This is a genomic window from Vibrio tarriae, from assembly GCF_002216685.1.
Lineage (GTDB): Bacteria > Pseudomonadota > Gammaproteobacteria > Enterobacterales > Vibrionaceae > Vibrio > Vibrio tarriae.
Genome location: NZ_CP022353.1, coordinates 1,772,003 through 1,785,120, shown reverse-complemented (window position 1 = coordinate 1,785,120; position 13,118 = coordinate 1,772,003). Strand labels below are relative to the sequence as shown.

The following is a 13,118-nucleotide window of genomic DNA, read 5'->3' as shown; positions in this document are numbered from 1 at the left end:
AGGTTAGATATTGGTCACGCGTGCACGCTCTATGGCTTGCTTTTGTTGTTTTGGTTGGCGAGCGGCAATCTGTTTATCAATCACACTTTTGGCGGCGATCAAAAAGCCCACCCCGATGAAGGCTCCGGGGGGCAACAGTGCCAGCAAAAAGGCGCTGTCAAAGTGAAACACTTCGATGCGTAGAACTTTAGCCCATTCTCCGAGTAGGAGGTCCGCGCCATCGAACAGCGTGCCATTGCCGATGATTTCGCGCAGTGATCCGAGCACAACCAGTACTGAGGTCATCCCCAATCCCATCCAAAATCCGTCTAACGCGGCTGGGAGCACATCATTTTTTGAAGCAAACGCTTCAGCACGACCTATGATGATGCAGTTGGTCACAATCAGCGGAATAAAAATGCCGAGCGAGAGATAAAGCCCGTAAGCGTAGGCGTTCATCAGTAACTGTACGCAAGTCACCAGCGAAGCGATGATCATCACGAACACGGGGATTCGGACTTCTTTCGGTACATAATCACGCACGAGAGAGACGGTGACATTCGAGCCGACGAGTACAAGAAGCGTGGCGATGCCTAATCCGAGGGCATTGGTCACGGTGGAGGAAACGGCGAGCAGCGGACACAATCCCAGTAATTGCACTAAGGCTGGGTTGTTGTTCCACATGCCATTTAACATCAGAGTTCGGTTTTCACTCATGTTATTGACCCTCACACGGATTCGGCTGATTGTGCAGCTGTTGTTGATGTTGGTTGACATACTCCACGGCTTTTTTGACCGCCAGTACGACAGCGCGAGGAGTAATGGTTGCACCCGTAAATTGGTCGAACTGACCGCCATCTTTACGTACTTTCCAGTCATCCTGATTATCGGCGGTGACTTGTTGGCCGTTAAAGCCTAATACCCAATTACTGATCCGTAAATCAATCTTATCACCTAGCCCCGGTGTTTCTTGGTGGGCAAGCACACGCACACCAAGCACGGTGCCGTTATTGGCGATCCCGACGATCAATTTTATTTCACCGTTATAACCATCGGGGCAATAGTCTCAATCGCAATGGCTGTGGGCTGGCCGTCACGTTGTGCCAGATAAGCATGCATGGTTTTGACTGTACCGAGTTTGTCATCATTGACTAAAGTACAGGCTTGCGCCAGAGGGTTATCGTGATACTTATGTGGGATCACTTGGTTGAGAACCTGCAGTAGCTGCTTTTGCTCTTGTTGTTGAATTTGCTCTGCGGTGAGGGCGTAAGTCAGCGCCACCAAACCCGTTGAAACACAGGCAAAGACGGCGAGAATCAGGCCATTTTTTCGAATTGCTGTCAGCATAAGTCGCGCTCTTAGTGTCCGTAAGTTCTCGGTTTGGTGTAGTAGTCAATCAGCGGTACGCACATGTTGGCGAGCAGTACGGCAAAGGCGACACCATCAGGGAAGCCGCCCCAACTACGGATCAGAAACACCATTGCACCGATGAAGAAACCGTAAATCAAGCGGCCTTTATCCGTCGTGCTGGCGCTGACCGGATCGGTCGCGATAAAAAATGCGCCCAGCATAGTTGCGCCTGAGAGTAGGTGGATCATGGGGGACGCGGTTGTTCCCGGTGCAAAAAGTTGTGCCAGTAACGCCGTGAAAACCAAACCTGCCAGCATTGCCATTGGAATGTGCCAACGGATAATACGCAGTTTCAGCAGAATCAGGCCACCGAGTAGATAGGCAATATTGACCCATTCCCAACCGATACCCGCAAAGCCACTAAACTGAGGCTGGGTCAAGGTTTCACTCATGGTGTGTCCTGCTTTGAGCGAGGTCTTGATCGCATCGAGCGGGGTTGCCATGGTAATGCCATCGATGCCCGTACGGATTTGCTGTAGCGATAGACCATCACTATCAAAACCGCCGAAGATCAGTGAGAACGAGTCTACGAGTGAGCTTGGCTCGGCGGTTAATTTGATGGGCGCCATCCAACTGGTCATCTGAACCGGAAAGGAGATCAACAACACTACGTAGGCGATCATCGCTGGGTTAAAAGGGTTTTGCCCAAGTCCACCATACAAATGTTTGGCAATCACGATCGCAAAAATCAGACCGATCACGACGACCCACCATGGTGAAAGGGGCGGGATAGCGACCGCGAGTAACCATGCGGTAACCACCGCGCTGTAATCGCGCAGTGCTGAGGTTGGTGATCGTTTACGCAGCAGCATAATGCCCGCTTCGAGTGCCACCGCGACCGAGATGGCCAGCAGTAACTGGATCAGTGTGCCGTAGCCAAAAAAGTAAGTCTGAGCGATCAGGCCGGGCAGTGCGCAGGCTAATACCCAACGCATAACGTCAGCCGTGCTGCGCTTACTGCGTAAATGTGGGGAGCTAGCAATAAAGAAGGCCACTAGTCTTTCTCCTCAGCGTTTAAATTAGATGATGATTGTTGGGCGGCTTTACGCGCTTTAGCGCGAGCAATGGCGGCAGCGACCGCAGCTTTTTTCGGGTCAGCGTCGTCACTGCTTGGCGTGGCTTTTTCTGGCTGAGCTGCGCTTTCGGTTTCCTGCTGCTCTGCTTTACGCGCTTTAGCGCGAGCAATGGCGGCGGCGACCGCAGCTTTTTTCGGGTCAGCGTCGTCACTGCTTGGCGTGGCTTTTTCTGGCTGAGCTGTGCTTTCTGTTTCCTGCTGCTCCGCTTTACGTGCTTTAGCGCGAGCAATGGCGGCAGCGACCGCAGCTTTTTTCGGGTCAGCGTCGTCACTGCTTGGCGTGGCTTGTGCTGGCTGAGCTGCGCTTTCGGTTCCCTGCTCTGCTTTGCGCGCTTTAGCGCGAGCAATGGCGGCGGCGACCGCAGCTTTTTTCGGATCAGCATCGTCACTGCTTGGTGTGGCTTGTGCTGGCTGAGCTGCGCTTTCGGTTTCCTGCTGCTCCGCTTTACGTGCTTTAGCGCGAGCAATGGCGGCGGCGACAGCCGATTTCTTATCGTCCGCATCATCACTGGTTGATGCCTCAGCCACTTCACCTTTTTGTGCCTTGCGTTCCCGAGCTTGGCGTTTACGCTCTTCACGCAGTTTAGCCATTTCACTATTATCAGGCTCACTGGCACCACTTTGCGCAGCTTCTGCCTGTTTGGCTTTGGCGCGTGCAATCGCAGCCGCAATAGCCGGTTTTACGCTGTTATCGGTTGGCTCAAGCTGAGCTTTTTGGGCTTTAACCCGTTCAATGGCCGCCGCAATCGCATCGGAGCCACCTTGCTGCTGCATCTCTTTACGGCGATCTTCCGCCGCTTGCTTGAAGCGATTTTCACGCTCCGCTTTATCCCGCTCCATGCGCGCTTTTTTTTCTTCAAAACGTGCTTTTGCTCGTTCAGCGGCTTCCGCTTCTAAGCTGCGGGTACGAATTTCTGCTTTGGCTTGGCGATAGTACTGCACCAACGGAATTTCACTCGGGCAGACATAAGCACAAGCGCCGCATTCAATACAGTCTTTTAGATTGAGCTCTTCGCACTTATCAAATTCTTCAGCTTTCGCGTGCCACTGTAACTGCTGTGGTAATAGCGATACCGGACATGCTTCGGCGCATTGACCGCAGCGGATACACGCCATCTCATTATCACTACTGGTTAACTCATTGCGTGTAGGCGCAAGAATACAGTTAGCGGTTTTAGTGATCGGCACTTGCGCATGGGGCAGAGTGAAGCCCATCATCGGGCCGCCCATGATGAGACGCGGCAGCTTTTTATCGGCTTTGTAGCCAAACTCATTGAGCAGCGCTTGGACAGGCGTGCCGAGCAATGCCCAAACGTTACGTGGTTTACGGAAACAATCACCGGTGAGTGTCACTACACGGCGGATCAGCGGTTCACCATGCACAATCGCGCGCGCAATCGCCTGCAACGAGCCGACATTTTGCACCATCAAACCGATATCGGCAGGAATACCGCCTTTCGGTACTTCCAAGTTAGTCAGGATTTTGATGAGTTGTTTCTCACCGCCTGACGGGTATTTGGTTGGGATAACGCGGATCACCATCGGTTTGTCTTGCGCGGCTTGTTGCAGCGCTGCAACGGCTTCCGGTTTGTTATCTTCAATCCCGAGGATGGTGAGTTTGGGCTTTAGAATGTGTTCAACAATCTCGATCCCCTGAATAATTTCATGGGCATATTGACGCATTAACACATCATCTGCGGTGATATAAGGCTCACACTCGGCGGCGTTAATGATCAAGATTTCGGTGCGTGATAGCCCAGATTGCAGTTTCTTCGCAGTTGGGAAACCTGCGCCACCCATGCCTGAAATACCTGCCTGACGGATCAGCTCCAACAGTGTTTCAGGGGACAACTGCTGAAAATCCGGCTGCGGTTGCAACTCAAACCACTCTTCTTGTTGGTCTGGCGTTAGTACGATACACGGCTCACTCAAACCGGAAGGGTGAGCGACAGTGCGCGGCTCAATAGCGCTAATAACGCCAGAAGTCGGCGCATGAATCGGCAACATGAAGGTCGACGTATATTCTGTCAGCGGCTGGCCTTTTAAAACGCGATCGCCCACTTTCACCAGTAAATCGCCTGCCTTACCAATGTGCTGCTTAAGCGGCAGTACCAGCTCATTAGGAATGCTCGCATTGATAATCGGCTGACGGTTGGATTGGTGTTTATTTTCAAACGGATGAATGCCGCCGGGGAAGTCCCAAAGCTTACCTGATTTGATTTGTTCGATTAATGACAACATACCCATCCTTAATTCGCACTTTTCTGCGCAGCAGGCGCAGAATCGGTCACATTGACCACAGGGATGGCATTGAGTTGCCACTTCCAGCTCTCTGGCGTGGTTTGTACCGGGATCATTTCAATACAGTCGGTCGGGCAGGGCGCGACGCACAGGTCACAACCCGTGCACTCATTTTTGATCACTGTGTGTACGGCTTTGTTACCGCCCACAATCGCATCGACCGGGCAAGCCTGAATACACTTGGTGCAGCCGATACACATGTCTTCATGAATAAAGGCGACCATTTTGACTTTGTTGTCCAGATCGTGGGCGGAGTCTTGAACTTCGACACCCATCAAGTCTGCAAGTTTTTCAATGGTCGCTTGGCCACCCGGAGGGCATTTGTTAATCGCATCACCATTAGCAATGGCTTCGGCGTAAGGGCGACATCCGGGGTAGCCGCATTGGCCACATTGGGTTTGTGGCAAGATAGCATCTATTTGGTCCACGATAGGGTCGGCTTCTACCTTAAAGCGAATCGAAGCAAAGCCGAGTATGGCTCCAAACACGGCGGCCAATGCCGCCAGCGCAATAACAGCGATGACGATGGTACTCATTACAGTTTCACCAATCCGGTAAAGCCCATAAAGGCCAAAGACATTAAACCTGCGGTGATCATCGCAATGGACGCGCCTTTGAAGGGAGCGGGGACATCGGCAACATGGATTCGCTCACGCATCGAAGCGAACAAGATGAGCACCAGCGAGAAGCCAACTGCAGCGCCAAAACCATAAATGATCGATTGAATAAAGTTGTGATTTTCGTTGATGTTGAGCAGCGCAACCCCTAACACCGCACAGTTGGTGGTGATGAGTGGCAGGAAAATGCCCAGCAGGCGATAGAGTGTCGGACTGGTTTTGTGCACCACCATTTCGGTGAACTGTACTACGACAGCGATCACCAAAATAAAGCTCATGGTGCGCAGATACTCAATGCCGAGCGGACGTAACACGTAACTTTCCACCAGATAAGCGCACACCGAAGCTAAGGTGAGGACGAACGTCGTCGCCAACCCCATGCCAATGGCGGTCTCTAGTTTTTTTGATACGCCCATAAAAGGACATAAGCCCAAAAACTTCACCAGTACAAAGTTATTGACCAGCACGGTGCCGATTAACAACAAAAGATATTCGGTCATAGTTATATAAATGTTTGCTTCCGATCCCGGCATTATCCTGCTTTGCCAAAGCAATAACAACCAAGGAAAGATAAGGTTTTAGGTAGATGGAGATAAATTATACGCAATAAGTGGCAAATAGGATGCGAATGGCAGGGATTGATAAGAGATCTTGACGGGAATCTTGCAGAGAAAAACATCAATAAAAAAGCCCAGTCGTTACTGACTGGGCTCTAAATTTGGCTCCTCCTGCGGGACTCGAACCTGCGACATACGGATTAACAGTCCGCCGTTCTACCGACTGAACTAAGGAGGAATAGTTTCGGCGCGGATGTTAACGACCCAACTAGTGGGTGTCAATGATTTTTAATGAAAAAAAGCGCACTTTTTTATGTCGTAAAGGGTTTACTTTTTTGTATCCCTTACCGCTATTGAGCTGTATTCACTTATCCACCAAAATTGTGGATAAGTGTGTTGATGGATCTTGAGTTAATGTTTGAGCGAATAAGTCTTGAGTAAACACTCAGTTTGATTTTGGTGTGATATTTTCGTTAAGTATTTATTTTTTTTGGGAATTTCAATCTTTTCCACAGTGGTAACTCAGCTCAGTAAATCGATGAATTACAGACAAGAAAATGCGTTCAGAAGAAAATCTGGGGAAAACAGGTGGATTATTTTTTGGATCAAGAGTGGCGCTAGGCCGATGTAGGGCTGAGGATGTTAGCAAACCTCTATTGAGGAAGCTAGGAATATTTTCACGAAGATTAAGATCTGCCCCACAGGAACTACGAAATCTGTTTACACCATGTTGTACGTGGCAAAAAGCGAGAGAAGAAGTGCTTGATCATCCGGTCAGCATCCCGCCACAATAGCGCTCAACACAAAAGCGTGACGAGGATGCAATGAGCAAAGCATTTGAATTGGTTTCAGACTATCAACCTGCTGGTGATCAGCCTACCGCGATTAAGCAATTGCTGGAGGGGTTGGAAGCGGGCTTGGCTCATCAAACTCTGCTTGGGGTAACGGGTTCGGGTAAAACCTTTACGTTAGCGAATGTGATTGCCACCGCGCAGCGTCCCACCATTATACTTGCGCCTAATAAGACACTGGCGGCTCAATTGTACGGCGAAATGAAAGCCTTTTTTCCCAACAATGCGGTGGAGTATTTCGTTTCTTACTACGACTACTATCAACCAGAAGCCTATGTGCCGACCACGGATACTTTTATTGAAAAAGACGCGTCCGTGAACGCGCATATTGAACAGATGCGCTTATCGGCCACTAAAGCCTTGCTTGAGCGCAAAGATGCGGTGATTGTCGCTTCAGTTTCTGCCATCTACGGTCTGGGCGATCCGGACTCTTATCTAAAAATGATGCTCCATTTACGTCGTGGTGATGTGATTAATCAACGTGACATGTTGCGTCGTTTGGCGGAGCTGCAATATTCACGCAATGATATGGCATTTGAGCGCGGTCAGTTCCGGGTACGCGGAGAAGTGATTGATATTTTCCCTGCCGAATCGGATCAAGAAGCTGTTCGAGTGGAAATGTTTGATGATGAAGTCGAATGCATCAGCTTATTTGACCCGCTGACGGGCGTGATTACGTCACGCGATTTAGCTCGGTTTACGATTTACCCCAAAACTCACTATGTCACCCCACGCGAGCGCATTCTTGAGGCGATAGAGCAGATTAAGAGCGAGTTGCAGGTCCGCCGCCAATATTTGCTGGATAACAATAAATTGCTGGAAGAGCAGCGGATTTCTCAGCGAACTCAGTTTGATATTGAGATGATGAACGAACTGGGATTCTGCTCAGGGATCGAAAACTACTCACGTTACCTAAGTGGTCGTGCAGAAGGCGAGCCGCCTCCAACGCTCTTTGATTACTTGCCTCACGATGGCTTGCTGATCATCGATGAATCACACGTCACCGTGCCGCAAATTGGCGCGATGTTTAAAGGCGATCGTTCGCGAAAAGAAACGCTGGTGGAGTTCGGTTTTCGTCTGCCTTCAGCCTTGGATAACCGTCCACTTAAGTTTGATGAATTTGAAGCATTAGCACCGCAAACCATCTTTGTGTCAGCAACACCAAGTGAATATGAGCTCACTAAATCGGGTGGTGAAGTGGCGGAGCAGGTGGTGCGTCCAACCGGTTTGTTAGACCCGATCATTGAAGTACGTCCGGTCGCCACTCAGGTGGATGATCTGCTTTCTGAAGCGCGCATTCGCGCGGCCAATGATGAGCGGATTTTGGTGACTACCTTAACCAAACGCATGGCCGAGGATTTAACCGAATATCTGCATGAGCATGGTGTGAAAGTTCGCTATTTACACTCGGACATTGATACCGTCGAACGGGTAGAAATTATTCGTGATTTACGATTAGGCGTATTTGATGTGTTGGTGGGGATCAACTTGCTACGTGAAGGTCTGGACATGCCAGAGGTCGCTTTAGTGGCGATTTTGGATGCTGATAAAGAAGGCTTTTTGCGTTCCGAGCGTTCACTCATTCAGACCATGGGTCGTGCAGCACGTAACGTGAATGGTAAAGCAATTTTGTATGCCGACTCGATCACCAAATCCATGCGTAAAGCGATCGATGAAACCGAGCGTCGCCGTGAGAAGCAGCTGGCTTATAATGAGCAGCGCGGTATCACGCCGCAGCCTTTAAAACGCAGCGTTAAAGACATCATGGAGCTGGGCGATATTGCGAAATCGCGTAAACAGAAGAACAGCAAAGTGGTGCCATTGGCGAAAGTGGCTGAAGAATCGGCGGCTTACCAAGTGTTGACCCCTCAGCAGCTTGAAAAAGAGATCAGTAAATTAGAAGCCGCAATGTATCAGCATGCACAGAACTTAGAGTTTGAGTTGGCCACGCAAAAACGTGATGAAATTCATCAGTTGCGTCAGCAGTTTATCGCCAATAGTTAGCCTTTCTTTCATTTTTAGAGGAAGCTGCGCGATAACACGACAGTGTTCGCCAATCATAGGTATCTTTATGTGAATTAGGGATAAATCAGGCGCCACTGAGCAAGTGTTTAGGAAGAGAAAAACACCGATTTCAAACACGCAGATAAAAAAATAGCCAATAGAATGAGTCTATTGGCTGTTATTTGTGAACATTGATTATTCACTAACAACGTCAGTTGGCTAGGTGACCCTTGCGGGTCAGTAGTAATCAAGCACATATCGTGCCAACTCAAATCGGTCTAGATGTGTGATGTTTGGCATCATTTATCAAGAAATTTTAATTCAAATTTGCAAAATGCAATTCCAAATGCAATTATTACAGCAAAATGCAAAATAATATGGCTAGGCTATGCAACATAATCAATCTTTGCAGAAAACAAAATATGTCCTCATGGTAGAAGACACGGCGTCGGTGGCGGCGCTGTATCGTTCTTACCTCACACCGCTGGATATTGATATCAATATCGTGGGTACCGGACGCGATGCCATCGAGAGTATTGGTCGTCGCGAGCCGGACTTAATCCTGCTGGATTTACGTTTGCCAGATATGACGGGGATGGACGTACTCTATGCAGTGAAAGAGAAATCACCGGATGTGCCTATCGTGTTTATGACCGCTCATGGTTCGATTGATACGGCGGTTGAAGCCATGCGTCATGGTGCGCAAGACTTTTTGATCAAGCCGTGTGAAGCGGACCGACTGCGGGTCACAGTGAATAATGCGATTCGCAAAGTCTCGAAACTCAAAAACGATGTTGATAATAAAAATCAAAACTATCAAGGCTTTATTGGTAGCAGTCAAACCATGCAGGCGGTGTACCGCACCATTGACTCTGCGGCGAGCAGCAAAGCCAGTATTTTTATTACCGGCGAAAGTGGTACCGGTAAAGAAGTGTGCGCGGAAGCGATTCATGCCGCGAGCAAGCGTGGAGATAAGCCATTTATCGCCATCAACTGTGCGGCCATTCCGAAAGATCTGATTGAAAGTGAGTTGTTTGGTCACGTCAAAGGGGCTTTTACTGGGGCGGCGACTGAGCGTCAAGGCGCGGCAGAAGCGGCTGATGGGGGAACCCTCTTTTTGGATGAATTGTGCGAAATGGATCTGGATCTGCAGACCAAACTTCTGCGCTTTATTCAGACAGGGACATTCCAAAAAGTTGGATCTTCCAAAATGAAAAGCGTGGATGTGCGTTTTGTGTGTGCAACGAACCGCGATCCGTGGAAGGAAGTGCAAGAAGGGCGTTTTCGTGAAGACCTGTACTACCGCTTGTATGTGATCCCGCTGCATTTACCGCCATTGCGTGCGCGCGGTGATGATGTGATCGAGATTGCTTATTCACTGCTTGGCTTTATGTCCAAGGAAGAGGGCAAAGATTTTGTCCGTTTGTCGGTTGAAGTGGTGGAGCGTTTTCGTCAATACGAGTGGCCGGGCAATGTGCGTCAATTGCAAAACGTTCTGCGCAACGTGGTCGTGCTCAATGAAGGTCGTGAAATCACCCTAGATATGCTGCCTCCTCCTCTTAATCAAATGTCCGCGCCGATCAATCGGGCATTACCGCTTGCGCATGAGAATAAAGTATCCGTGCATGAGATTTTTCCGCTGTGGATGACCGAAAAACAAGCCATTGAACAAGCCATCGAAGCGTGTGATGGTAACATTCCCCGTGCCGCAACCTATCTGGATGTCAGCCCGTCAACCATCTATCGCAAGCTGCAAACTTGGAATGAAAAAGTGAAAGAAAAAGAGAAGGAACGGTAAGCGATGAGAGAATGGATCAACCAAAGCAAAATCGACTTACTGGCGAAGGAGATCGGTGAAGAGAACGTGCCGATCTTGGTCAACATTTTTCTTGGTGAACTCAATGATTACCAAAGTAAGTTAGTCAGTGATACGGTCGCGGACAAACTCGGGTATCTCAAGGAAATCAGCCATGCGCTGAAAAGCAGTGCGGCCAGTTTTGGGGCTGATCGCTTGTGCGCCAAAGCGGTGGAGTTAGATAGTCGCGCCAAATCTGGCGAGATGATGGACATCTCGCTAGAGGTGGAACACATGCTTGAGTTACTGAAGCAGACGCATCAATGCTACTCCGATTTAGTTCATTAACTGCTCTTCGATAGCTTGTCTCAGCTTCTGCCGATCATGACGCCAGTCGCGGTTGGCGGAAGCCAAATCTCGGGTAACAAAATTCCAACGCTGTTCTAACTCTGGATGAGGGTGATGGCCCAATACCACATCAATTTTGCGCCCTTGGCAGGCGCGTTCACACCATTCCAATTTTTGCTCTAAGCTCATTCGTCCTGCAGGTCCATATTCTGGCGATAGGTTCTCGACAAAAATGACTTTCGCAGTTTGATTACGAGCAATCGCCTTGCCCAATTCTGGCAGCAGAAGAGGAGGCATGACGCTGGTTAAAAAGCTTCCGGGGCCCAGAATCACGCAGTCTGCGTCTTGAATGGCGGTTACCGCTTCTTTGGTGGCCGGGACTTCAGGCGCAAGGTCAAGTCTTCGCAAATCTTGAGTCATCTCATCGACGCTGGTTTCACCGGTGACCCATTTGCCATCCATAGCGAGGGCTGCCAGATCGGATGGATGTTCAGACATCGGTAGGATATTGACATCGACTTTGAGCATGTTGCGAATAAGATTGATCGCATCCAATGGGCGCACCGAAAGGTTATCTAACGCGGTGAGCATCAAATTTCCTAGGTTATGGCCGTTGAGCTCCCCCGCGCCTTTAAAACGGTATTCAAACATCATTGAACTGATCGACGGCTCGGTGATCAACTGGTTGATGCAGTTGCGGGTATCTCCCCAAGCAATCCCACCTTGGCAGTGGCGAATGCGCCCTGTCGAGCCGCCGTTGTCTGTGGTGGTGACTATGCCTGTGGCATTGGAACCAAACACTTTGAGCGCTGCCAGCATTCGCCCAAGACCGTGGCCGCCGCCAATCGCAACCACTTTTTTGTTTTCGTATAGAGACATAAGTTTTTTCTTATTTTTTCATAACTCGCAGCAATTTAGCTAACTTGGTTCATAATGAGTACCCATTTAGGGCTAATTTCTGCAAGGTAACCATTTTTTTCTGGTTAAGGCTAGAATCACGTACAATTATTAAGTATTTTACCAGCAGCCTGAGCTAAAGAGATGGCAACATCATAGTGCTTGGCCTTAACTCCGAGCTTACCGCGCTAAGTTTAAACCTTTAAATATGCGTTGTAAGCCAGTGACCGCTTGTCACAAGGGCAGAATTGGAAATGATTTTGCCTCCCGTATTTGGAAAGGTGTTCTGTGGCGCAACAATTCGAAGACAGATTTCAGCGTAAATTTTACTATTTACGTCTATCCATAACCGACGTTTGTAATTTCAAATGTACGTATTGCTTACCTGATGGTTACAAGCTATCAGCGGATCGCCCTGCCTCTTTTCTGACGGTGAATGAGATTCGCCGAGTGGTGAGTGCGTTTGCCCATTGTGGCACTTCCAAGGTCAGAATTACCGGCGGTGAACCTTCTCTGCGCAAAGATTTTGGCGAAATCATTCATACCATAGCGCAAACTCCCGGCATTCAAAAAGTTGCGACGACCACCAATGGCTACCGTTTAGCCAAACATATTGGTGAGTGGCGCGAAGCGGGGTTGACTCAACTGAATGTCAGCGTAGATAGCTTAGATCCGCGTATGTTTGCGCAAATCACCGGTGAAAACCGCTTCCAGCAAGTGATGTCCGGCATTGAGCACGCCTTTGAAGTGGGATTCGAGCAAGTCAAAGTCAACGTGGTACTGATGAAACATCTTAACCACCTTGAACTGCCCAAATTTATGGCGTGGATTAAAACTCGCCCCATCCAACTGCGTTTTATTGAGTTGATGCAAACCGGAGAAATGGACGCGCTGTTTGCTCGCCATCATGTTTCTGGCACTTCGATCCGCGACTATCTCCTCGGTAACGGCTGGTTACTCAAAGCCAGAGCCGATAACGATGGCCCTGCTCAGGTGTTTATCCACCCGGATTTCCAAGGCGAGATTGGCCTTATCATGCCTTATGAGAAAGATTTTTGTCGCAGTTGTAACCGCCTGCGGGTGTCGGCACTTGGCAAACTGCATCTGTGCTTATTTGGCGAACAAGGCATCGAGCTACGCGATCTTTTGCAAGACGATCACCAAGAAAACGCATTGATTGAACGAATTCAAACTCAGTTGCACAACAAGGCGGAAACCCACTTCCTGCATGATGGAAATTCGGGTGTGACGCCGCATTTAGCCTCGATTGGCGGCTGAGTTTCT

At 49.3% G+C, this 13,118-nt stretch carries 10 protein-coding genes, 1 tRNA gene, 1 pseudogene and 1 riboswitch; of the genes and pseudogenes, 4 read left to right on the top strand and 8 right to left on the bottom strand.

All coding sequences use genetic code 11. The features are described 5' to 3' along the window. Positions 1-3: 3 nt before the first annotated feature. From CEQ48_RS13855 to CEQ48_RS13825, 7 genes and pseudogenes are all read right to left on the bottom strand, one after another. A complete protein-coding gene (locus CEQ48_RS13855; protein WP_089071643.1) occupies positions 4-696 on the bottom strand; it encodes an electron transport complex subunit E in 693 nt (230 codons plus the stop codon). 1 nt (position 697) lies between these two features. Further along, positions 698-1,326: pseudogene (rsxG, locus tag CEQ48_RS13850) on the bottom strand (electron transport complex subunit RsxG). A gap of 11 nt (positions 1,327-1,337) precedes the next feature. Continuing rightward, positions 1,338-2,384, bottom strand: coding sequence for an electron transport complex subunit RsxD (rsxD, locus tag CEQ48_RS13845; RefSeq protein ID WP_089071642.1), 1,047 nt, complete (start codon positions 2,382-2,384; stop codon positions 1,338-1,340). Beyond that, a complete protein-coding gene (rsxC, locus tag CEQ48_RS13840) occupies positions 2,384-4,705 on the bottom strand; it encodes an electron transport complex subunit RsxC (RefSeq protein ID WP_198301160.1) in 2,322 nt (773 codons plus the stop codon). Before rsxC ends, rsxD begins: the two co-directional genes overlap by 1 nt. An 8-nt stretch (positions 4,706-4,713) precedes the next feature. Beyond that, on the bottom strand, positions 4,714-5,301 hold the full coding sequence (gene rsxB / locus CEQ48_RS13835) for an electron transport complex subunit RsxB (protein ID WP_000104488.1): 588 nt from the start codon (positions 5,299-5,301) through the stop codon (positions 4,714-4,716). Further along, on the bottom strand, positions 5,301-5,882 hold the full coding sequence (gene rsxA, locus CEQ48_RS13830; protein WP_000141550.1) for an electron transport complex subunit RsxA: 582 nt from the start codon (positions 5,880-5,882) through the stop codon (positions 5,301-5,303). The genes rsxB and rsxA overlap by 1 nt, the downstream gene beginning before the upstream one ends. Before the next feature lie 219 nt (positions 5,883-6,101). After that, positions 6,102-6,177, bottom strand: a tRNA-Asn gene (locus CEQ48_RS13825). Positions 6,178-6,763: 586 nt separating this feature from the next. Between CEQ48_RS13825 and uvrB the strand changes: the two genes are divergently transcribed. The 3 genes from uvrB to luxU all read left to right on the top strand — a co-directional run bounded on the left by uvrB (position 6,764) and on the right by luxU (position 10,937). Further along, positions 6,764-8,794 carry an excinuclease ABC subunit UvrB gene (uvrB, locus tag CEQ48_RS13820; RefSeq protein ID WP_089071640.1) on the top strand — a complete coding sequence of 677 codons (2,031 nt, stop codon included), beginning with the start codon at positions 6,764-6,766 and terminating at the stop codon, positions 8,792-8,794. A 388-nt stretch (positions 8,795-9,182) separates the two neighbouring features. Continuing rightward, positions 9,183-10,592, top strand: coding sequence for a quorum-sensing sigma-54 dependent transcriptional regulator LuxO (gene luxO, locus CEQ48_RS13810; RefSeq protein WP_444851946.1), 1,410 nt, complete (start codon positions 9,183-9,185; stop codon positions 10,590-10,592). Positions 10,593-10,595: 3 nt separating this feature from the next. Further along, a complete protein-coding gene (gene luxU / locus CEQ48_RS13805) occupies positions 10,596-10,937 on the top strand; it encodes a quorum-sensing phosphorelay protein LuxU (protein WP_001209531.1) in 342 nt (113 codons plus the stop codon). On the opposite strand, the gene CEQ48_RS13800 is transcribed toward luxU, so the two are convergent. Beyond that, positions 10,926-11,816, bottom strand: coding sequence for a YvcK family protein (locus CEQ48_RS13800; RefSeq protein ID WP_000061070.1), 891 nt, complete (start codon positions 11,814-11,816; stop codon positions 10,926-10,928). The genes luxU and CEQ48_RS13800 overlap by 12 nt on opposite strands. A 178-nt stretch (positions 11,817-11,994) precedes the next feature. Beyond that, positions 11,995-12,134, top strand: a riboswitch (molybdenum cofactor riboswitch). Here CEQ48_RS13800 and moaA point away from each other — a divergent pair. Further along, positions 12,123-13,112: a GTP 3',8-cyclase MoaA gene (moaA, locus tag CEQ48_RS13795; RefSeq protein ID WP_089072382.1), complete on the top strand. Its 990-nt coding sequence runs from the start codon at positions 12,123-12,125 to the stop codon at positions 13,110-13,112. Its footprint overlaps the riboswitch before it by 12 nt. Positions 13,113-13,118: the final 6 nt, after the last annotated feature.